At 39.0% G+C, this 22861-nt stretch carries 23 protein-coding genes; 20 read left to right on the top strand and 3 right to left on the bottom strand.

Annotated elements, in window-relative coordinates; all coding sequences use genetic code 11:
• Positions 1-3: 3 nt before the first annotated feature.
• Together BM086_RS04260 and yihA are read right to left on the bottom strand one after the other, a co-directional pair.
• The gene (locus BM086_RS04260) at positions 4-336 is read right to left on the bottom strand and encodes a PadR family transcriptional regulator (protein ID WP_092323958.1); all 333 of its coding nucleotides are present in this window, start codon (positions 334-336) and stop codon (positions 4-6) included.
• 182 nt (positions 337-518) lie between these two features.
• Positions 519-1130 carry a ribosome biogenesis GTP-binding protein YihA/YsxC gene (gene yihA, locus BM086_RS04255; RefSeq protein ID WP_092323955.1) on the bottom strand — a complete coding sequence of 204 codons (612 nt, stop codon included), beginning with the start codon at positions 1128-1130 and terminating at the stop codon, positions 519-521.
• Between the two features lie 254 nt (positions 1131-1384).
• Here yihA and BM086_RS04250 point away from each other — a divergent pair, with 254 nt between their 5' ends.
• The 14 genes from BM086_RS04250 to BM086_RS04185 all read left to right on the top strand — a co-directional run bounded on the left by BM086_RS04250 (position 1385) and on the right by BM086_RS04185 (position 14768).
• On the top strand, positions 1385-1981 hold the full coding sequence (locus tag BM086_RS04250; protein ID WP_092323953.1) for an HdeD family acid-resistance protein: 597 nt from the start codon (positions 1385-1387) through the stop codon (positions 1979-1981).
• Between the two features lie 223 nt (positions 1982-2204).
• On the top strand, positions 2205-4799 hold the full coding sequence (clpB, locus tag BM086_RS04245) for an ATP-dependent chaperone ClpB (protein WP_092323950.1): 2595 nt from the start codon (positions 2205-2207) through the stop codon (positions 4797-4799).
• 24 nt (positions 4800-4823) lie between these two features.
• Complete coding sequence (locus BM086_RS04240) at positions 4824-5006, top strand: DUF4250 domain-containing protein (RefSeq protein WP_092323947.1); 183 nt, start codon at positions 4824-4826, stop codon at positions 5004-5006.
• 393 nt (positions 5007-5399) lie between these two features.
• Complete coding sequence (locus BM086_RS04235) at positions 5400-6125, top strand: CpsB/CapC family capsule biosynthesis tyrosine phosphatase (protein ID WP_092323943.1); 726 nt, start codon at positions 5400-5402, stop codon at positions 6123-6125.
• Positions 6126-6165: 40 nt separating this feature from the next.
• On the top strand, positions 6166-6882 hold the full coding sequence (locus BM086_RS04230; protein ID WP_092323940.1) for a YveK family protein: 717 nt from the start codon (positions 6166-6168) through the stop codon (positions 6880-6882).
• A gap of 11 nt (positions 6883-6893) precedes the next feature.
• Entirely contained in the window at positions 6894-7718 is an 825-nt protein-coding gene (locus BM086_RS04225; protein WP_092323937.1) for a polysaccharide biosynthesis tyrosine autokinase, read from the top strand.
• 16 nt (positions 7719-7734) lie between these two features.
• Positions 7735-8202 carry a hypothetical protein gene (locus BM086_RS04220; protein ID WP_092323934.1) on the top strand — a complete coding sequence of 156 codons (468 nt, stop codon included), beginning with the start codon at positions 7735-7737 and terminating at the stop codon, positions 8200-8202.
• Between the two features lie 115 nt (positions 8203-8317).
• Positions 8318-9376, top strand: a complete 1059-nt coding sequence (locus tag BM086_RS04215; protein WP_242952121.1) for an LCP family protein — start codon at positions 8318-8320, stop codon at positions 9374-9376.
• A 37-nt stretch (positions 9377-9413) separates the two neighbouring features.
• Entirely contained in the window at positions 9414-10151 is a 738-nt protein-coding gene (locus BM086_RS04210; RefSeq protein ID WP_175560100.1) for a class B sortase, read from the top strand.
• Positions 10152-10175: 24 nt separating this feature from the next.
• On the top strand, positions 10176-11291 hold the full coding sequence (locus BM086_RS04205) for a hypothetical protein (protein WP_092323925.1): 1116 nt from the start codon (positions 10176-10178) through the stop codon (positions 11289-11291).
• A 47-nt stretch (positions 11292-11338) separates the two neighbouring features.
• A complete protein-coding gene (locus tag BM086_RS04200; RefSeq protein ID WP_092323922.1) occupies positions 11339-11887 on the top strand; it encodes a hypothetical protein in 549 nt (182 codons plus the stop codon).
• A gap of 269 nt (positions 11888-12156) precedes the next feature.
• Positions 12157-13212: a histidinol-phosphate transaminase gene (gene hisC / locus BM086_RS04195; RefSeq protein WP_334292750.1), complete on the top strand. Its 1056-nt coding sequence runs from the start codon at positions 12157-12159 to the stop codon at positions 13210-13212.
• Positions 13213-13343: 131 nt separating this feature from the next.
• Complete coding sequence (locus BM086_RS04190) at positions 13344-13862, top strand: COG2426 family protein (RefSeq protein ID WP_242952120.1); 519 nt, start codon at positions 13344-13346, stop codon at positions 13860-13862.
• Between the two features lie 9 nt (positions 13863-13871).
• Positions 13872-14768, top strand: a complete 897-nt coding sequence (locus tag BM086_RS04185) for a class I SAM-dependent DNA methyltransferase (RefSeq protein ID WP_092323916.1) — start codon at positions 13872-13874, stop codon at positions 14766-14768.
• 108 nt (positions 14769-14876) lie between these two features.
• On the opposite strand, the gene dapF is transcribed toward BM086_RS04185, so the two are convergent.
• Positions 14877-15821 (bottom strand): diaminopimelate epimerase, encoded by a 945-nt coding sequence (dapF, locus tag BM086_RS04180; RefSeq protein ID WP_092324455.1) that lies wholly within the window; start codon positions 15819-15821, stop codon positions 14877-14879.
• A gap of 294 nt (positions 15822-16115) precedes the next feature.
• Here dapF and BM086_RS04175 point away from each other — a divergent pair, with 294 nt between their 5' ends.
• From BM086_RS04175 to BM086_RS04150, 6 genes are all read left to right on the top strand, one after another.
• Positions 16116-16802 (top strand): response regulator transcription factor, encoded by a 687-nt coding sequence (locus tag BM086_RS04175; protein ID WP_175560098.1) that lies wholly within the window; start codon positions 16116-16118, stop codon positions 16800-16802.
• Positions 16803-16897: 95 nt separating this feature from the next.
• On the top strand, positions 16898-17695 hold the full coding sequence (locus BM086_RS04170) for a sensor histidine kinase (protein ID WP_092323910.1): 798 nt from the start codon (positions 16898-16900) through the stop codon (positions 17693-17695).
• 117 nt (positions 17696-17812) lie between these two features.
• On the top strand, positions 17813-18319 hold the full coding sequence (locus BM086_RS04165) for an SEC-C metal-binding domain-containing protein (RefSeq protein ID WP_092323907.1): 507 nt from the start codon (positions 17813-17815) through the stop codon (positions 18317-18319).
• Positions 18320-18550: 231 nt separating this feature from the next.
• On the top strand, positions 18551-20437 hold the full coding sequence (locus BM086_RS04160; RefSeq protein ID WP_092323904.1) for a threonine--tRNA ligase: 1887 nt from the start codon (positions 18551-18553) through the stop codon (positions 20435-20437).
• Positions 20438-20617: 180 nt separating this feature from the next.
• On the top strand, positions 20618-21241 hold the full coding sequence (locus BM086_RS04155) for a hypothetical protein (RefSeq protein WP_092323900.1): 624 nt from the start codon (positions 20618-20620) through the stop codon (positions 21239-21241).
• Positions 21242-21456: 215 nt separating this feature from the next.
• Positions 21457-22854 carry a sugar transferase gene (locus BM086_RS04150; RefSeq protein WP_092323897.1) on the top strand — a complete coding sequence of 466 codons (1398 nt, stop codon included), beginning with the start codon at positions 21457-21459 and terminating at the stop codon, positions 22852-22854.
• Positions 22855-22861 lie beyond the last annotated feature (7 nt).

Below are 22861 nucleotides of genomic sequence, written 5' to 3'. Positions count from 1 at the left end.
CCCTTACTTTTTTTCAATGAAACGTTCAATTACGTCTTTTGTCAAATGCCATTCTTCGCATTTGTCAAGGTAATACGCTTTGCCGGCATCTGTGATTCTATAGTAGGTTCGGCGTTTACCGTTCTCGGCATCCTGGCTGAATGATTCTACATAACCGTTTTTCTCAAGCCTGGTGAAAGCTGAATATAGAGTAGTTTCCTTGATGAGATATTTGCCATCGGATTCTGCCTTTATATTCTTGGATATCTCATATCCGTATGAGGGCTCTTTTAACAAAAAATACAGGATTATTGTATCATTGTAGCCGCGGATAACATCACTGCTGATTTCTATCATATAGTCACCTCCGCTTGTGCTACGACAGATAATGTTACGCCTGTCGGTGCTATTACTGTCGTACTACGTCTGTCATAGTAAAATATAATACGTCTGTCGTAGTATGTCAATATGTTTTTGAAAAAATGATAATGAAATAAAAAAAGAAGCTTCCCAACGTGCTTGTGGAAGCTTCTTAAACATCATTCGTCTTTTGAAGTAGTATTTACATCTGCAAGGAGTTCGTCCATAAAATCGTAGATTTCCTGACGGCCTTCTTTGGAGAGCGCGGAATAAGGGAAAATATGGATTTCATCCGGAAGACCAAGCCCCTGACGGAGCATATTTAAATGCTTTTCATGCTGACTCTTTTTGATCTTGTCAGCCTTGGTCGCTATTATTACAGGCTGGAATCCCTGATGGACTATCCATTTGTACATCTGCACATCATTAGCGGAAGGCTCATGTCTTATGTCAATAAGAAGAAAAACTCTGAGAAGTTGTCTGGAAGTATGGAGATAGTTTTCTATCATCTGTCCCCACTGTTCCTTGACTTTCTCAGGAACTCTGGCAAAACCGTACCCCGGAAGATCTACGAGATAAAACTCATTGTTGATGTTGTAGTAATTTATGGTCTGAGTTTTTCCGGGCTCCTGGGAGGTTCTTGCGTAGTTTTTTCTATTCATTATTCCGTTTATAAGAGAACTTTTTCCGACATTACTCTTGCCGGCAAAAGCAAATTCAGGAAGGGCATTATCCGGAAGTTTACTGGTTATGCCGCATACTGTTTCTAAGTTAACATTCTTAATTACCATTTCAAATCTCCAATTAAAATTACACCGTTTTGTTTTCGCCTCTTATTCTACAATAATATGATGATACGGTCAAAAGGTGAGAAAAGTTAAGTGCTTGTACAGAAATACGCAAAATAATTACTGGAGTGAGCTGATAGCGAGTGAACAGTAAAGAAAAAAGTCCGGCGCTGACTTGTTGTTCGGGGCGGGCTGTACTATCATAGTATGTGGAATGGCGCAGCCTGCAAAAATATAATTATGGGAAGGTTAAAGGTATGGAGGCACTTAAAGAAACAAAACTTAGTTACATCATTGAGGCGGCAATTACAATAGTCATTGGACTTGTGCTGGTGGTCTGGACGGGTGATAGTATCAGGCTTGTGGCAAGAATTCTGGCAGCTCTTCTTATTCTGGTGGGAGGAATTGCTGTGGCACGGTATTTTTTGAAGAAAACAAGGACTATTACCTCTTCGGCAGAATTTGTTATTGGAATAATCATAGCAGCAGTAGGACTGTGGATTTTCTTAAACCCTGATACGTTTACTGATTTTATCCCAAAACTCTTTGGAATATTTATCCTTATAAGCGGTCTTGGAAATCTGGGACAGATGATTTCGCTTGTAAGATACAAATCAAGAGCATGGTGGGTTTCTTTGATCATAGCGCTGGTTACTGTAGGACTTGGAGCATTCCTTTTATTTAATCCTACAGGAGCAAAAGAAATTGCTGTTACAATGATCGGTATTTTCCTTATGGTTGACGGTGGAACAAACCTGGTTAATTCACTTATAGTGGGAAAAGCAGCAAAGCGCGTGGAACAGGAAAAGAACGCGATTGATGTTGAGGCTGTAGTAGTTGAGGAAAAGAAATAAAAAATATTTTTTGATATTGACAGTGAAAGAATGCATTGTTATAGTTGTAATAGAACAACAATAACAATGCATTTTTGAATGGGAATTATCATTCGAAAAATTTCGTTAAAACAAATAACTCCACTAGTACTTAAATTGATGGACATGGCATGTTTATATAGTAAACGACTGATTCATGTGACACTTATTATGGATGCTGTACTAGGGAAGATGGGAGGTAATTATGAATATTCAGAAATTTACACAGAAATCAATAGAAGCTGTAAATGGCTGCGAGAAGGTTGCTGTTGAATATGGCAATCAGGAAATAGAGCAGGAACATCTTTTATATGCGCTGATGACAATAGAAGACAGTCTGATTGCCAAACTTGTTGAGAAGATGGGAATTGATAAGGATGCTTTCCTTGGCAGGATTGAACAGGCAATAGCTAAGAGAACGAAAGTGTCCGGAGGTCATCCTTACGTTGGCGCAGACCTTAACAAGGCTCTTTTGGCAGCTGAAGATGAGGCTAAGGCTCTTGGAGATGAATATGTATCTGTTGAGCATCTTTTTATGTCTGTTATCAGAAAGCCTAACAGAGAAGTGAAGGAAATCCTTAGAGAATTTGATATTGACAGGAACAGATTCCTGCAGGTTTTATCAGAGGTCAGAGGCAACAGGAACGTTACAACTGACAATCCTGAGGCTACTTATGATACTCTTAACAAATATGGCACAGAGCTGGTTGAAAAGGCTAAGAGACAGAAACTTGATCCGGTAATAGGCAGAGATACAGAAATTAGAAATGTCATCAGGATTCTTTCTCGAAAGAGCAAAAATAATCCTGTGCTTATAGGTGAGCCGGGTGTTGGTAAGACGGCGGTTGTTGAGGCACTTGCCCAGAGAATTGCAAGTGGTGATGTACCGACAGCTTTAAAGGATAAAAAGATCTTTTCACTGGATATGGGCGCTCTTGTTGCAGGTGCCAAGTATCGAGGCGAGTTTGAGGAAAGGCTTAAAGCTGTTCTGGAAGATGTTAAAGGTTCAGATGGAGAGATAATTCTTTTCATAGATGAGCTTCATCTTATAGTTGGCGCCGGGAAGACAGATGGCGCAATGGATGCAGGCAACATGCTTAAGCCTATGCTTGCAAGGGGTGAACTTCATTGCATAGGAGCTACAACTCTTAATGAGTACAGGCAGTATATTGAGAAGGACGCAGCTCTTGAGAGACGTTTTCAGCCTGTCATGGTCGAGGAACCGACAGTGGAAGATACGATCAGTATTCTCCGCGGACTTAAGGAGAGATATGAGGTCTATCATGGTGTAAAGATCATGGATAGTGCTCTTGTAAGTGCGGCGGTTCTTTCAAACAGGTATATTTCTGACAGATTTCTTCCTGATAAGGCGATTGACCTGGTTGATGAGGCCTGCGCGCTTATCAAGACAGAAATGGATTCCATGCCGGCAGAACTCGACGAACTTAATCGTAAGATCATGCAGATGCAGATAGAGGAAGCTGCGCTTAAGAAGGAAGATGATTCATTGAGCGTTGAGAGACTTGCCAATCTGCAAAAAGAACTTGCTGAGCTTAAGGAGGATTTTGATACCAGAAAGGCTCAGTGGGCAAATGAAAAAGAGGCTGTTGATAAGCTTGCAGCAATGCGAGAGCAGATAGATACCATCAACTCAGAGATAGCAATTGCTCAAAGAAATGGTGATTATGAGAAGGCAGGCGAGCTTCAGTACGGTAAACTTCCTGCTCTTAAGAAGCAGCTTGAAGAGGCAGAGATTCAGGTAAGAGAAAAAGAAACCGATGGAACACTGGTTCATGAGAGAGTTTCAGATGAAGAAATCGCTGGAATAATCAGCAGATGGACAGGAATTCCTGTAAGCAAGCTGACTGAGAGTGAGCGAAACAAGACACTTCATCTTCCTGATGAACTGCACCAGAGAGTTATAGGGCAGGATGATGCTGTGGTCAAGGTTTCTGAAGCAATCATGAGATCCAAGGCTGGAATAAAAGATCCTACAAAGCCAATTGGCTCATTTCTTTTCCTGGGACCAACCGGTGTTGGTAAAACTGAACTTGCAAAGAGTCTTGCACAGGCACTTTTTGATGACGAGAACAACATGGTTCGAATCGATATGAGCGAATACATGGAAAAATACAGCGTGTCACGACTTATAGGAGCACCTCCCGGATATGTAGGATATGATGAAGGCGGTCAGCTGACTGAGGCTGTCAGAAGAAAACCTTATGCGGTAGTCCTTTTCGATGAGGTCGAGAAGGCACATCCTGATGTATTCAATATCTTACTGCAGGTTTTGGATGATGGTCGTATAACAGATTCACAAGGCAGAACTGTTGACTTTAAGAATACGATTCTTATAATGACATCAAATATCGGAGCACAGTATCTTCTTGACGGCATTCGCGATGACGGAACTATAAGTGAAGAGGCTGAAAAGGAGACGATGGAGGATTTAAGAACTCATTTCAGACCGGAGTTCTTGAACAGACTTGATGAGATAATCATGTTTAAGCCTCTTACTAAAGACAACATTGGTGGCATAGTAGACCTTGTAATTTCTGACCTGAACAAGCGACTTTCTGACAGAGAGATCACTGTAAGACTTACAGATGCTGCCAAAGATTATGTTATCGACAATGCTTACGATCCCATTTATGGCGCTCGTCCCCTTAAGAGATACATTCAGAAATATGTTGAGACACTATCAGCAAAGCTGATACTGGAAGACAAAGTAAAGCCTCACGATGCAATTGAGTTTGATGTTGTTTCCGGCAAACTGACAGCGAGGGCAATAGCAACCTAAACTTCTTCAGAAAGGAGACATAATATGATTCCACAGGATCCGGTTATGTTACTAAGTTTTATCAATATGAAATTAAGAGATAATTATCCTTCATTAGAACATTTTGCAGATGACCAGGAACTTTCAAGAGAAGAAATTGATACAATAGTATCAAAACTCAAAGAAATCGGATATGAATACAACCCGGACAGAAATCAGTTTGTATGAAACTGAAAATTGCAATTCGGATGTCGGCCGTCTTCTATGAACATTCAGAAATGCTTGTGTTCGTCTGCGCAGTGATTTTCTAAAACTCATGATTGAAGATAGGTCTCATCTCAGCGCTGTTCGAAGCATTCGACCTATCTTCAATAATTCGTTTTGAAAATCATCTTGCTCGTCCGAGAACTGCGCATTTCTGAATGTTTCATAAGAAGCCGGCTGACAATTGTATTTCAATAGTTACATATGAGAACCCCTCAAGAGCACCTTGTTGAATAGGTGCTCTTTTTTGGTGTATAATAAAATTGTTAAAACATACATATTTATTTGCAATAATGTTATTTATACGCGCTACAAAAAATACATAGTAACACAATAACGAATATTGGCGGAAGGTATATGAAGTCATCAATAGATATTCACTGTCACATTTTGCCCGGAGTTGACGATGGCTCACCGGATATGGAAAGCAGTTTGAAAATGCTTCAGATTGCGAAGGAAAACTCTGTGGAACAGATTATCCTGACTCCACATCATAAACCTATGCATCATAATGTCAGCCCTGAACACAATAAAAAGTATACAGAAATCCTCCAGAAAGAAGCCGCTAAAGCAGGAATTGAAATTAGATTATATTCGGGAAATGAGATTTATTATAGCGATGAGACCCAAGTAGAACTGGAAGAAGGAAAAATATGTACTCTTGCGGGCTCTGATTATGTTCTGGTGGAGTTTCATCCCACTAACCCATTTAAGGCAATTCATAATGGCATTTATCAGGTTCAGTCAGCCGGATTCATTCCGATTCTGGCGCATGTGGAAAGATATAGTGATATCGTATCTCATATGTCCTATGTGGAAGATCTGATAAAGATGGGATGTTATATACAGGTGAATGCATCGAGCATTATGGGAAAGTATGGCTTTTGGATATCGCGTTTTACCAAAAAGCTTTTAAAGAAGGAACTAGTGCATTTTATTGCATCCGATGCCCATGACACTCAAAAAAGAGCGCCAAATCTGCTTGACTGCAGAAATTATGTCACTAAAAGATTTGGTGAAGAGTATAGTGACAGACTTTTTTTTACAAATCCGATGAATGTAATAAATAACGAGGTAATGTAGTGTACTGGTGTAGATAAAGAAAGTAAAGTTGGGAAATTCAATGAATAAAAGAGACGATGTCATTGAAATTAATCTTGGTGAATTATTTGGGGTGCTGCTTAGCAGAGCATTTCTTATTATCAGCGCAGGTATTTTCTTTGCGCTTGCAGGTCTTTTTATCAGCAAATTTGTACTTCATCCGGAATATGAGTCTACTACCAAGATTTATATTCTGAATAAAGAGGAAAATCAGACGGTTACATATTCTGATGTGCAGATCTCAACGCAGCTGACGCAGGATTACGCCGAACTTATAAAGTCCCGAAGAGTTCTGGAGGAAGTAATACAAAGGCTTCATCTGACTGAGACTGATTATGAGGATCTTTACAAGGTTCTTAAAGTTGATACGCCGTCTGATACAAGAATTGTTTCCATAACTGTTAAGGATGAGGACCCTCTGATGGCAATGAAAATAGCTAACTGTATCAGAGAGGTGGCAAGTGAACATATCACAAACGTTATGGATATTGATGCCATTAACGTTGCGGAAACCGCGAATGTTCCGACCACCAAATCAAGCCCGAGCGTTGCCAAATGGACAGTGATAGCAGGATTTCTTGGAGCATTGGTAGTGGCATTTTTTGCGGTGCTTGGATATCTTCTTGATGACTCGATAAAGAGCAATGACGATGTGGAAAGATATCTGGGCCTTAGCACCTTGGCACTTATACCGCTTATGACTGAGGACTCAGATAAGAAAAAGAAGAAAGCGAAATAGTAGGGGGATTTATGCAGAGCGCAAAGCTTCATTTTAGCCAGTCGGAAAATAATTATCAGATAAAAGAAGCATACAAGACCTTGCGAAGTAATATTGAATTCAGCGGACAGAATGTGAAAGTTGTTTCCGTTACAAGCTGTACTCCCGGAGAAGGAAAAACTTCAGTTGCAATGGCTCTTGCAAGGGCATTTGCAGAAGCCGGCAAAAAGACTGTTCTTGTGGATGCTGACATGCGTAAATCAGTTCTTGTAGGCAGATATAGAACCGGTTCTGTTCGACTTGGACTTACGCATTGTCTTGTTGGAAGAGAAAGGCTATCAAGCGTTATATGTGAGACGGATACGCCAAATCTTTACGTTGTATTTAGCGGCCCTGTTCCGCCTAACCCAAGTGAGCTTCTTGGGGGCAGGATTTTTGGAAAAGTACTGGAAAATATGAAACAGGTTTTTGACTATATCATCGTTGATACACCACCTCTTGGAAGCGTAATTGATGCGGCAGTTGTGGCAAAACAGTGCGACGGAACTGTGATGGTTATAGAGAGTAATACCATTAGTTACAGATTTGCCCAAAGGGTAAAGGACCAGCTTGATAAAGCCGGAGCCAAAATGCTGGGAGTAGTCCTTAACAAAGTTGATATCAGTGGAAAAGGTTATTATGGCCATTATGGAAACTATTATGGCAAGTACTATGGCAAGTATTACGGGAAATACTATGGCAAATACGGTGAGGATAATATAGATATTCCAAAGCCCAGGAACATAGTAGAAGCACAGCAGGATGAAGATGATATGGATGAACTTAATTATCTTGCCGGAGTCATGAGGAAAGACTAAAAACAGGAGCATAAAAGTGAAGGGAAATATTCTGGGGATTTTTTTTACAATACTTAGCGGAATTCTTATAGCGCTCATAGTAATTGCCTACAGCAGAAGTGACAGGCAGGAGCCGGAATTTAGATTTTCTGCGCTTAATCTTACCTATGACAGTCAGACGAGAGATCAGGACCTGATAAATGGAATCAATGCATATGATCTTAAAGACGGTGATCTTACAAGCAGGATTGTTGTTGAAAAAGTTGTCCTTAATAAAATAGATCAGACGGCAGTTGTTTACTATGCTGTTGCTGATTACAGTGGAAATGTGGCTAAGCAGTCAAGAGTTTTTCCGGCTAACATAGAGCAGATTGAAGATGAAGGAATTAGCATTGATACATTGGATGCTGTAGTGGAGGAAGCACCTCATCCAAATCTTGGTGGGGGAGAGTTTTATAGTAATTCCGGAAATGAAACAGGTAGTGAGAATTCACAGGAAAACTGAAAGAAAAGCAATTGAGATTATGATGACAGGGGCAAAAGGTCATAATGTGTTCATGCTTGCATGACAAACATTATGGCTTTTGATAGCTATATCATATTATTATGGAGAATTGCTGATGGGTAAAGCAGGCAAGGTATTACTCATAGTATGGGCGGTGCTCATGACATTTGTGGCAGGGGCACTTGTTGGATTTGAGGCTATGAGAATTCTTGGAAAAACAAATCTTGAATCTAAATCAGTTACCACTGCACCGATTCTTGAACAGTCAAGCGCGGAGGCATCGACCGCAGATGCTCAGAAATGGGAGAGTGACTGGGTGAGATTTGGTGGGAGTGTCTATGATTACAATGAGGATATCAAGACATTTCTTATCATGGGTATTGATAAGGATGATGAAGTGGTAAAAGAGGTCAAGGAAGGAATGGATGGCGGACAGGCAGATGCTCTTTTCCTTCTTGTGATAAATCCAAGAAACGAGTCCATTAAGATCATCGGTATAAACAGAAATACAATGACTGATGTTGATGTCTATGATGAATATGGAAGATATCTTACAACAGTTATAGCGCAGGTAGCAGTTCAGCACGGGTTTGGAAATGGACTTGAGGAATCCTGTGAATATCAGGTAAAAGCTGTATCAAATCTCTTTTATCAATTGCCGATCCATGGCTATGCGGCAGTTAATATGAGCGCGATACCAATCCTCAACGATATAGTGGGCGGCGTTGATGTTACAGTTCTTGAAGATATGACACAGTTTAACAGCCTGCTTAAGGAAGGTGAACAGGTACATCTTGATGGAAAGACAGCATTTACCTATGTTCAGACAAGGGATACGTCAGTGTACGGTTCCAGCGACAGGAGACTTGAAAGACAGAGACAGTATCTGAATGCTTTCATCAAAGCAGCCAGAAAGGCAAGCGAGGAAAACACCAATGCAGCGATAGAAATGTTTTCTGCAATTAACAGCAAGATGGTAACGGATATTTCAGCTGACGAAATTTCGTTTCTTGCACCGGATATGGTCAGATATTCTTTTGATCCGACAGATTTTATGATGATAGACGGTGAAAACGTTAAAGGTGAGGAATTTGAAGAGTTTTACATTGATGAGGATGATCTTAAGAGAACGATAATCGATGTTTTTTATGAAAAAGTTGAGGATGTGGGCTAAACAAATGAGAGAAATATGTCGATATAGAAGCATAGATATGAAAACTGTTAAAAGAATATTTGTAATAACGATGACGGTGGTTCTTTTGACAGGGTGTTCAAAAACTGAAAAAAAGGATACTGCGTCAGTTGCTGAGCAGGGAAAGGTTTCAGCATACAGCAGTGAATATCAGTCACTCAAGGCAGAAAACAGCGATGTTTTTGGATGGGTTTGGGTGCCTGGAACGGATATAGACTATCCGGTGCTTCAAAGTTCTTCGGGAGATGATTCTTTTTACAAGGATCATGATTATCTTGGCAGAGTCAGTGAGAATGGAGCTATCTATACAGAAGCTGCAAATATGACCGATATGTGTGACTTTAATGAGGTCATGCACGGTTCAAGTCCTTCGGATGGGACAATGTTTGCGCCACTTCAGAAGTTTTTGGACAGAGATTTTTTTGATCAGCACAAGAACATCTATGTTTATATGGATGGAAATTCACTGACCTATGCTGTTTTTGCGGCGTTTGTCAGGGACGACAAAAGACTTCTTGAGCAATACGATTTTACGTATGCATCGGGATGTCAGGCTTTTCTTGATGAGATATCAGAAAAGAGCATGAATAAAAATGTAGTTGAAGGCTGGGAAGAACAGATAGGACCTGAAAACTTTTTACTCACCCTTTCAACAGTTGATAAGGCAAGCGGAAAACAGGTGATAGTTGTTAGCTGTCTGATTGGCGACCCGGCAGGAAAAATAGACCGTTTTGTGGATTACGGTGGTTACGATTGAATGTCTTAAAAATGGAGGCAAACGATGATGAAGAAGATTCTGGCTCTCATGGTAGCAGGTGTTATGTTCGTAACATCAGGTATTTGTGCATTCGCTACAAATACAGGCGGATCTACTAGTCCAACGGCGGAGGATATTGGCAAAGCCTGGATTGAGAAATATGAAGAGACTAAAGAGGCTCTTGAAAAAGCGGAAAAAGAACAGGAAAAGCTTGTAGAAGAATCTGGTAAACTTCAGCAGGAAATCAAAGACCTGGAGTTTGATAACAGAGGCCTTAAAAATCAGATAAATGACCTTGAGGATGAAATAAGGCAGATGGATGAGAATCATGGCGAACAGATGGAGGAAAAAAAGAAGGAAATCGAGAATCTGCAAAAGGAAATAACAAAGAATGAAGGCGCTATTGAGAAGCTTGGAGAGCGTCTTGATATCATGATTGATACCATTGCTGAGAAAAATGAGGAGATAAAGAGTCTTAAGACTGAGCTTAATGATCATATAAAGACTATTGGAGAGCAGAGTAAGACTATAGATAAGCTCGAAGAAGAGGCAAAGACTGATAAGAAGACAATTTCTAATCTGTCTGATGACATTGATAATAAGAATAAGACTATAGATGAGAAGAATAGTAAGATAGACGAGCAGGAAAAGACAATAAAAGATAAGGATGATACAATTGCCGAGAAAGATAAGACTATCGAGGATAAAGACAAGACTATTGAAGGCAAGGATAAAGATATTGCAGATAGAGATAATAAGATAAACGAGCAGGAACAGACAATAAAGGATAAAGACGATAAGATCAAGGAAAAAGATGATACCATCAATGAAAAAGATAATAAGATTAATGAACAGGAACAGACAATAAAGGATAAAGACGATAAGATTAAAGAAAAAGATGATACCATCAATGAAAAAGATAATAAGATCAATGAACAGGAACAGACAATAAAGGATAAAGACGATAAGATTAAGGAAAAAGATGATACCATCAATGAAAAAGATAATAAGATAAACGAGCAGGAACAGACAATAAAGGATAAGGACGATACTATCAGCAAAAGGATGATACTATTGCTGACAAGGACAAGACTATCCAGGATCAGAAAGATACCATCGACGAAAAAGATAAGAAGATAGATGACCAGTCAAAAGAAATCGGCAAGAAAGATGAAAAGATTCAGGAAATGAATGATGGCATGGAAAACGCCGTTGAGCAGATTGAGAATCTGAAGAAAGCTATTAAGGCAACAGAAGGAGGCGGATCATCTGGCGGTGGAGCATCAGGTAGTTATAGTGCCGGTACATACATTCCTGCAGGAGATACAAGAAGTCCTGAGTACATAAGGAATAATGCGGTTTCCTATGGCGGAAATACTATTTCCCAGGGTGGACATGTGGAAATAAACGGCGCGAAGAGTAATGCGACTATAATGCTTGGAAATCCAAGCGCATCTACGTTATCTTCTGCTAATAGGCTTGCAACACAGGTTGGAGGGTCACTAATTAGCTGCGTTACAATTAGTTCTACAGCAGTATTTCAGACGGCAAGAGTTAATTTCTTCCTCTCCGGTGTTCAGGAAAATGATAACATCGCAGTATTCCAGCTACAGGGAACAAAATGGGTTCAGATACAGAATCCTGAAGTACGTGTAAATCATGTGGTAGTAAGTATTACACAGTATGGAACCCTTGTATTTATCAAGATGCCGGCGCTGGCATACTTTGAGAATTGATGTTGCTGTTTCAAACAAAAAATGTACACTTCTGTGTGTTTTATCAGATAGTGACTCAGTAACATGTATATGAGAAATATTTATTGGCCGCTCATCGCGCAAGTGATGGGCGGCTAATTTTGCTCTATAGAAATGAAGTGTTTTCTACTAAATAAATATGATAGACAAAAAGACATAATATGAGGTAGAATGATTTTACTAATTTAGCGAAGTCAAATTTTAACGTAACAGAGTGCTAATAAAAGATAGCACTTTGAAATGAGGAGTGAATTATGAGTTATGAAGAATTTGTCAGAAAAGTGATACCCTATACACCGGGAGAACAGCCCAAGATAAAGAATATAATTAAGCTTAATACCAATGAGAATCCATATCCTCCTGCACCTGCGGTGGCAAAAGCTCTAAAGGATATGGATTATTCTGAGTTTAGAAAATATCCTGATCCGGAATGTTCTCTGCTCGTTGAGAAGATAGCTGATTTCTACAATATTGACAGTAAAAAGATATTTGTAGGCGTTGGTTCGGATGATGTGCTTTCCATGGCGTTTCTTACGTTTTTTAATTCTGATAAACCTATTCTTTTCCCTGATATTACATATTCGTTCTATGATGTCTGGGCGAAACTCTATAGGATACCATATGAGCAGATTCCTCTTAATGATGATTTTGAAATTGAACCAGCTGATTATTTCAGATCAAATGGAGGAATTGTTATAGCTAATCCAAACGCGCCTACCGGAATTATGCTTCCTAATGATGCAATAGAGCAAATATTACAAAAAAATCCTGATGTGGTCGTTATAGTAGATGAAGCCTATGTGGATTTTGGCGGAGAATCGGTGCTGCCTCTTATTGAAAAGTATGAGAATCTTTTGGTTGTGCAGACCTTCTCAAAGTCCCGTTCCATGGCCGGAATGAGAATAGGCTTTGCATTTGGAAGCGAAAAACTGATAAAGTACTTATCTGATGTCAAATTTTCTTTTAACTCATATACTATGAATCAGCCTTCTTTACTACTGGGAGCGCTTGCTATAGAGGATAAAGAGTATTTTGAGAAAACAAGAAATATGATAATAGCCACCAGAGAGCGCGTTAAGCTTCAGTTAAAAGAACTTGGATTTGTTTTTGGTGATTCCAGGACAAATTTCATTTTTGCAAAGCATCCCGAAAAATCAGGTAAAGAAATATTTGAAAAACTTAGAGAAAAATCAATTATCGTTCGCAGATGGGATGCGCCAAGAATCAGTGAATATCTGCGAATAACCATTGGAACAGATGAGGAAATGGATACTCTTATTGCCGAACTTAAAACGATTTTAAGTTAATTTTTTGTTGAATATCTTTGTTCGATGTTGTGATTATTTTGAAATAATGGTACAATCCCTATTGCTGTGGCTAAAAAAACAGCTATTAAGTATTACAGTAGCACAATATTTGGACAAGGAGAAATTTATTCATGTTAAAGATATTTACAGAGTCTCTTATAGGACAGTACATTACAGTTTTTATTGTTTCAATGGTACCTTTGATTGAGCTTAGAGGAGCAATTCCTTTTGCGTATGGTTTTTCGCATACTTCAACCGGCTTTAATCTTTTGCTGGGATACATTTTGATCGCAATTGGAAATATGATTCCTGTTCCTATCATTTATTTCTTTGCTAGAAAAGTTTTGGAGTGGGGAAAAGATAAGCCTGTTATCGGTGGATTCTTTACTTTCTGTCTTGAGAAGGGTGAGAAAGGCGGAAAGAAACTTCAGGAGAAGGCTGGAAGAGGATTGTTCGTAGCACTTCTTTTGTTCGTTGGAATTCCTGTTCCCGGAACAGGTGCCTGGACAGGTACACTTGCAGCAAGTATTCTTGATATGGATTTTAAGAATACTATTCTTGCGGTTATCTGCGGAATTGCACTTGCAGGTATTATAGTCGGAGTTGTGTGCACCCTTGGTTTTGGAGCACTGTTTGGAATTACTGTTTAAGGAGATTAGATGGATATTTATACAGATTTTGCAGCTGTCTATGATACTTTTATGGATGAAACCCCATACGATGTATGGGGTGATTTTATTGCGGAACTAATTGATAAATATGGGGTTTCAAAGCCGGTATCAGATCAGGAAGTGCCTGGATGCAGAAGTAATGATATGCAAGATGTTTGCAATTCAGACTGCACTTTTGATGGGGAAGCGAATGAAAATCCAGATATTGAATATGAGGATGCAATAGCAGAAGAGAAGAACCTTATAGTTGAACTTGGATGTGGCACCGGCAGCTTTACCCAAGTTATGAAAAGAAAAGGCTATGACATCATGGGAACAGATATTTCGCCTGAGATGCTGAATATAGCAAGACATAAGGCTGCTGATTCAGAACTTGATATCATGTATCTTGAACAGGATATGCGTGAGCTTGACCTGTATTGCACAGCCGGAACAATCATAAGCGTATGCGATAGTGTCAATTATCTTTTGGAAGATGATGATGTTATAGAGACTTTTAAACTGGTCAATAATTTTCTTTTCCCGGGTGGTATATTTATCTTTGATTTTAATACGCTTCACAAGTACAGGGATATCATAGGAGATACGACAATAGCTGAAAATCGTGAGGATTGCAGCTTTATCTGGGATAATTACTATCATGAGGAAGAGCATATCAATGAATATGATCTTACAATTTATGCCAGATGCTCCAAGGATGATGAGATTTTCAGACGTTCTGTTGAAACTCATTATCAGAGGGGATATACACTGGAAGAAATGTGCGATTTTGTAAAGGCAGCAGGACTGGAACTTGTAACTACTATTGATGCTGATACTCATGAGCAGCCCACATCTGAAAGTGAGCGTATCTACATTGTCGCCCGCGAGAAGGGGAAAGTGTAAGATAGGTATTGTATAAATGAAAAAATCCGTTATATTGCATACGACGTTAGATGTTTCAAAATGCCATTGCAATATAACGGATTTTTTTAATCAATAGGAAATTCCTAATTATAATAGTTCAATCTCACCTGTGAAAACAGTTGTTGCAGGACCTTCCATGATAACAGGTGACTCAGATTGTCCATCCCAGGAGCAGACTATGTCACCACCAAGGACATGCACGGTTATGGTATTATCTGAAAGTCCATTCAATATGCAGGCTACAGCTGTGGCGCAGCAACCTGTGCCGCAGGCAAGAGTCTCGCCTGTTCCACGTTCCCAAACGCGCATGTGTACGTTATTTCTGTCGTCTATTTTGACAAACTCTGTGTTGGTGCGATTAGGAAAAGCAGCATGGTTTTCAAAAAATGGACCGTAATAATCAATGCCAAAGTTCTCCAGGTCAAAATCTTCCGGTAAAACAACAACTGCGTGGGGGTTTCCCATTGATACGCAGGTTACATTCCATTTTATTTCTTTTACGAAGATTGGCTGATTTTTTATAAGTTCAGCATTGGAAGGATCAGTATTTTCGCTATTTGTCAGCAGACTGTAATCCTCTTTTATATTGCCTTCAGAAGAATCACTCAAAAGAGCGGGATTTACCGGTACAAGGGAAGGCGTAAGTATCGGAGCTCCCATATTTACTTTCACAGATGATACTTTGTTGTCGTCGCCTACGGTTAGATCGATGTACTTCTTTTGCCCGGCGCTGACTATAACAAGACTCTTTTTATCTGTAAGATTGTTATCGTAGACGTACTTGGCAACACAGCGAATGCCATTTCCGCACATTTCAGAGCGGGAACCATCAGCATTATACATTTCCATTTCAAAATCGATGCTATTATCTTCAACGGGATTTATGAAAATAAGTCCGTCAGAACCAATCCCAAAATGGCGGTCTGAAACCAACCTGGCAAGTTCGGGCTTCTTTTCTGAGGGGATTATCTCTTTTGCGCCATCAATATAAACATAGTCATTTCCACATCCATGCATTTTTGTAAATGTTATTTTCATAAGCTCCTCCTTGGTTAAGCACAAGAATCAATAGATGACAAATTGCATTCAGCTGCCTTGCGCACAACTGAATATTACACATAGAATAGCATAAACAGTGAGAGTCTTAAATAACTATTCAAAAAAACACTAAAATATGGTACATTCAAAAGGGTATATGTTGTTAAATGAAATCGCAGAAGCGCGCATTTACTGCGTGTTTTGTGCAATAATGAATGATTATCTAAAAACGGCAGACTTATCTGACGTTTACTATAGAAATTGCATTTGTGTAACAAGAGGATGTTTATGTATAAGCTGCTTTTAGTTGATGATGATACAGAAGTTTTGGAAGTGAATAAGAAGTTTTTTGAAGAAAAGAACTGTAAGGTTTCTGTATGTTCAAAAGCGTCATGCGCTGAAGAAATGGTTGAAAGCGTTAATCCGGATTGCATCCTTCTTGATGTCATGATGCCTGAAATTGATGGATATACTCTTTGCAGGAGAATAAGGAAGATCACTAATGTGCCGATTCTTTTTTTGTCCGGAAAAATATCTGAAGATGATAAGATTGAAGGCTTTGAAGCCGGAGCGGATGATTATATCGAAAAACCGTATAGCCTTCGTGAGGTTTATGTAAGGATAGTTGCAAATATCAGAAGAAACGCTAAGACTGTTCCTCAAAAAAGTTCCATGATAATCGACCTGGATCCGTTTTATATCGATAAGGAACAGCATAAATTTTTTTATGGAAATGAGGAGATTCCTATTTCAAATAAGGAATATGAATTGATATTGTTTCTTGCAAATAACGCGAACAAAGAAATTTCTTTTGAAGAAATTGGCATATATTTATGGGGAAGTTATATAGAGACTGACAGAAGAAATGTAATGGTAAATGTCTCCAGACTTAGGAAGAAAATCCTGGATCAGACAGGGGTTGATAATCTTATTGAGACAGTCTGGTCGAAGGGATATAAGTTGGTTCACAAATGATGTGATGGAGACTTACGGGAGAAACTTATAATGGAGCAAATTGCTCTATCAGTAAGGGCAGAAATAAATATTGAAGCACGAAGTGGGGAGCATTTATGCAGGATAAAAAGAGGTTTGAGGAACCGGGGGTTGATAGCCGGACAGTGGAAGAGCTGTCAAAAAAACTTTTGGAAGCAAATGCGAAGCTTCAAAAGGCAGAAAATGAACGAAAGATAATGCTTGAGAACATATCACATGATCTTCGTGCGCCGCTTACTGCGATTCGAAGCACGGTGGATTATATCAAACTCAAGAATGACGATAAAAGCTTTAACTTTACCGGTGACGAGTTTCAGGATATGCTAAAGCTTTTGGATAACAGGACAAAAACACTGGAAGTTCTGGTCCAGGATCTTTATTATCTTACATGCATTGATAGCGGGAAGGATAAACTTAAGCTTTGTGAGGTTCCGCTTGAGCAGTTTTTGGAAGAATATTTTTTTGCTGCTGAAATGGATGATAAATATAAGAAAAAACGGCTGATCCTGGAAATTCCGGATGATTATTCCAGGATGGTAAAGCTTGATACGGATAAGATGACCAGAGTTCTGGATAATCTTTTTACAAATGCTTATAAGTATTCGGATGATGGAGCTGAGATAGCGCTCGGGGTAAAAGAAACTTCGGATAAAGCGTGCTTTTATGTCAGAGATACCGGATATGGCATTAAACAGGAGGAAGTTGAGCTTATTTTTGATAGAACATACACCGCATCCAGCGCAAGGACTCCGTCAAAAGAACCATCAAGCGGTCTGGGACTTACTATCGTTGAAAGTATAGTGACTCAGCATGGCGGAAGAGTATGGTGCGAGAGCAAATACGGGGAAGGAAGCACCTTTTTTGTTGAAATCTAGGGATTGTTAAGATGTATTTACATATAATTACAAATATATTAAAATGTGGTGTACGTGCATTAAAAAATGACATGTAAAAAATATTTTTTTATATAAAAAAGAAATGGAGTATTGATTATGGCATTATTACAAGAGTGGCGCGACAAGGCGTATTCTGAGACTGCCAACAAGGGCGATCTTCAGAGATTATGGACAGACTATTTTCAGAAGGAACGCGATATTTATGCGCAGCTTCTTAAGAATCCTGATGAAGTAGTTACAGGTACAGTTAAGGAACTTGCTGACAAGTTCGGCATTGATCTTATGTACATGGTTGGATTCCTTGATGGTATCAATGACAGCCTTAAGGAGCAGAATCCAATTGATGATATGACTGAAGATACACAGGTTAACCTTGGCTTTGACAAGGAACTTCTTTACAAGAACATGGTTGGCGCAGGCGCTGACTGGCTCTATGGTCTTGAAGAATGGAAGGCTATCTTTGATGATGAAAAGCGAAAGGAACTTTACAAAGAGGAGAAATCTTCTCATACAGTAAGAAAAGAGAATAAGGTTTATCCTAACGATCCATGTCCATGCGGAAGTGGCAAGAAGTATAAGAAGTGCCATGGCAGAAATGCATAATATTTATATAGTGAACAAGATGGGCTTTTAACTCATGAAGTCTGTTATGAAATAATTTGAGATATAGTACCTTTGGCATATGTGATGCCAGAGGTACTTTAATCTGTTGCACAGAGAAGTTATATTACTTCTTTTTAACAATATATATGCATTACCCGGTAGGTAGGAGCAAGGCGCGCTGCGCGTCAGCCCTGGGATATGTGCAGATCCCATTGCTAGAAAGGAAATAAAATGAATAAGGAAGAATTTTTAGAAGTTTATCGCCATTCAATGGCACATGTATTGGCTAAGGCAGTTATTGAACTGTACGGCAAGGAAGTTCAGTATGCTATCGGACCTCAGATCGATGATGGCTGCTATTATGATTTTGTACTTCCAACAGCTGTAACACAGGATGATTTCAAGACTATTGAAGACAAGATGCGCGAGATTATCAAGAGAAGAGAAGATTGGACACGTAAAGAGGTTTCAAAGTCGGAAGCACTTGAAATGTTCAAGAATCAGAAGTTCAAGACTGAACTTATAAATGACCTTCCGGAAGACGAGATTATAACTGTTTATTATACTGGTGAGGACTATGTTGACCTTTGCAGAGGACCTCACGTTGAGAATTCTCAGGAACTCATGAATGTTTCCTACCAGATTAAGTCTCTGTCAGGAGCTTACTGGAGAGGAGATGAGAAGAGAGACAGACTTTCAAGAATTTATCTGTATGCTTTCCCTTCCAAGGATGAGCTTAAGCATCACATTAAGATGATCCAGGAAGCAATGGAAAGAGATCACAAGAAGATTGGCGCACAGCTCGATCTTTTCATGTTTGACGAGACAGCTCCAGGTATGCCTTACTGGCTTCCAAGAGGATGGAAGATGTATCAGGCACTTCTTAAATACTCAAGAGAAGTTCAGGAACGCCATGGGTATACTGAAATTGCAGCTCCTCTTGTAAATAACAAGAAGCTTTGGCTCATCAGCGGACATTGGGCTCATTATGTAAACAATATGTTCATGGTTCCCGGTGTTTCAGGCTGGCTTAAGGCTGATGCTGAGATTCCAGGAGTTCTTGAAAATATTAACGAACCTACACAAGAGCCTAAGAATGTTAAGATTCAGGCTGGTTCAGTTGTTTATAATCGTGAGCTTGAGGACACTATGGCAGCAAAGCCTATGAACTGTCCTAATGCCATGATGACTTATAAGAGAACAAATCATTCTTATAAAGAACTTCCTATCCGTTACAGTGAGTACGATGTTCTTCACCGTAAGGAAAAATCCGGACAGATGAATGGCCTTTTCCGTGTTCAGGAATTCCGTCAGGATGATGATCATACATTTGTAATGGAATCTCAGATCAAGGAAGAGATTGCAGACGTTATAGCAATTGCTGATGAAATTTATTCAACATTTGGTGTTACCTACAGAGCAGAGTTTTCAACAAGACCAGAAGATTTCATGGGTGACATCGAGGTTTGGAACAGAGCAGAAGCTGCTCTTAAGGAAATCCTTGATGAGAAGTATGGTGAAGGTGGATATGAAATAAATGAAGGTGATGGAGCATTCTATGGTCCTAAGATCGACCTTCAGATCAAGGATGCTCTTGGAAGAGAATGGCAGTGTGGTACTGTTCAGCTTGACTTCCAGCTTCCTCATAACTTTGGTCTTACATACCAGGCTCAGGATGGCAGCATGCAGATGCCTGTTGTTATCCACAGAGCAATCTATGGATCATTAGAGAGATTTATTGGTATAATCATTGAGAACTTCAAGGGAGTATTCCCATTCTGGCTCAGCCCATATCAGGTAGGTATCGTTCCTATTCGTGTTGAGCATAACGAATATGCGAAGAAGGTTGAAGAGGCTCTTATGGCAGCAGGAATTCGTGTTGAAGCTGATTATTCAGACAACAACATGAAGGAGAAGATCAAGAAATTCAAGAACTACAAGGATCCATATATCCTTGTAATCGGTGATAAAGAAGCTGCAGAAGGAACAGTTTCAATCAATGTTCGTGGCTCTAACAAGCAGATTCAGAACGTTCCGCTTGATGCTTTGGTTGCTATGTGCAAAAAGATGAATGAAGAGCATTCACTTGAGCTTATTGACAGCTACGAAGCAGAGTAAGTTTTAATACAGTTTCCTGGTTGAATTAGTAGGCGCAGTGCATAAAAAAGCATTGCGCCTGTTTATTCATTGGATATATACTGCCTTTTGGCACATGGGGTGGTACTATTCATATGAAAAATATGATGATGGCAGGAATTTAGTTTGTAATTATAATTTTCCCGGATATGGAGATTTAAAATGCTTCAAAAAAGAAAACATGGTCTATCAACTATAAAGATAAAAATTGCGCAGGCTCTTTTTACAGCAATGATTCCGATGACAGTTATGGGAATTGGTGCTTTAAAGGTTTGTGCTTCTGATAATCTTAAGAGTGCGACACAGTGTACTTTTATGGTTCCGCCGGAAATGGATGCGACTACAAAAAAAGGTCTTTTTGAGCATTTAAATTTTCCGATGGAATCCTGTACTATCAGTTACAGTGTCTACGACAATGGTGAAGATAAGGTGCTGACCAACAGGGAAAAGAAGGCTATTGAAGAGTCCGGCGATAAGGTGGTTTTATATGATCCGGAGAACCTGACAAAGGAGATATATCAGGAAACAATCTCTGCCGCATACAATAAAGAATACGGACAAAATGTCGGATGCCATGTTGAGTCTTTTGAGAAGATAGACATTGATGGTTATCCTGGGTATAAGATAAGTCTGACTTATAAAAATGCTGATGAAGAAAAAATATATCAGACAGCATTTATAATTGTTTCAAAATACAAGGTTTTTACCGTTACATACCAAAGAGCTGAAGATGACGATTGCCAGGAAATGTTTGATATTAGCCAGGCTTCTATCCATGTAAAATAATGTGAAACTTTATTTCCGGCGTAGTTTAGTTGTACTTTAATTGACTAAAATTGACTAAAGGACAGCAAGATTCGGTTAAGAATATGGCAAAATGGGTATTTTGTTTATTGCTGATTTGTGCTATAATCCCAAAAGCTAAGTTTTATGAGACTTTGGAGCTTTGACAATTTAATGAATTATTTGTGATAAGTTCCGTGTGGGTGGGAGATATTTTAATGAATCGTTCAAATACAGGTGCGTCATTTGATATTTTACATGTTCTGTTAGATTCTTTTATTCTTATTGTTTCTTTTGGAATTACATATTTAATCTGTGGGGATTATGGCTTTTCCAGAGAAGACTGGAAAGCAGTCGTATCGCTGTATATTGTTTGTATTTTTATTTTCCTACTGGTTAACAGGACGGAGAATATTTATAACAATACTATATTTTTCTATATGGACAGAATTATCAGAAGAGAAACGCTGTCTTTTATTGCTGCGACAGTGAGCGGTGTTATTGTTCTGTTTAATTCCATGAGTGTTGATATATACATGCCATTTCTTGTATATCTCGCGCTGATTTCATATGCACTTATCATTTTTGAAAACGTGTTTTTCAGAAGAATTGTGGATCGTATCGTGATGAGAAAACACGTTCCGAGAGTGCTATATGTAGGAAGTAAGGATTCATATAATAAATTCAGATATTTTTTAAATAAAACACCTTTGCAGATAAATGAGATTGGTTATATCAGTTTTGACGATGATGATAAGTCTATTGAATATATTGGCAAATTGACAGAACTTCCACAGCTTATAAGAAAATACAATATTGATCAGGTTTATATTTTGCAGAAACGAGAAATGAATATCAAATATCTGCAGAGATATGTTGATATCTGCATTGAAATGGGAGTTACCTGCCGAATAGTGATCGATACGTTCCGCAGACGTAAGTCTTATTCATATGTGAGCAGTATAGGAACTTATCCTGTTTATACATTCCATACTGTTACAATGAACTGGACATCTATGGTGATCAAGCGGACTTTTGATATCGTCTTTTCATTGTTTGCTATTATATTGACATCGCCGATCATGATCATTACTGCAATTGCGATTAAACTTGATTCTCCAGGACCTGCCATTTTCAAGCAGGTCAGAGTGGGAAAGAATGGCAGACATTTTAAAATCTGGAAATTCAGAAGCATGCGACAGGATGCTGAAGAAATGAAGAAGGACCTTGAAAAGCAAAACGAGATGCATGGCAATATGATGTTTAAGATGAAGGATGATCCTCGTATTACCAAGGTGGGACATTTTATCAGAAAAACAAGTATTGATGAACTTCCACAGTTTTTCAACGTATTGTTTGGTTCAATGAGTGTTGTTGGAACAAGACCTCCGACAAAGGATGAGGTTGAGAAATATTCTGTTCGCCAGTGGAGAAGAATTAGTATTAAGCCCGGTATAACCGGAATGTGGCAGGTTAGCGGCAGAAGTTCGATTACAGACTTCAGTGAAGTGGTGGAACTGGATACAAAGTACATTGATAATTGGAGTACCTGGCTTGATATTAAGATTATTTTTAAGACAGTTGCTCAGGTGTTAGCTAGAAAAGGCTCATTTTAAAAGTTGT

It is taken from the genome of Butyrivibrio sp. YAB3001 (assembly GCF_900112195.1).
Lineage (GTDB): Bacteria > Bacillota > Clostridia > Lachnospirales > Lachnospiraceae > Butyrivibrio.
Note: the sequence above shows the minus strand (reverse complement) of the source record. Positions and strands in the feature narration are given on the sequence as shown.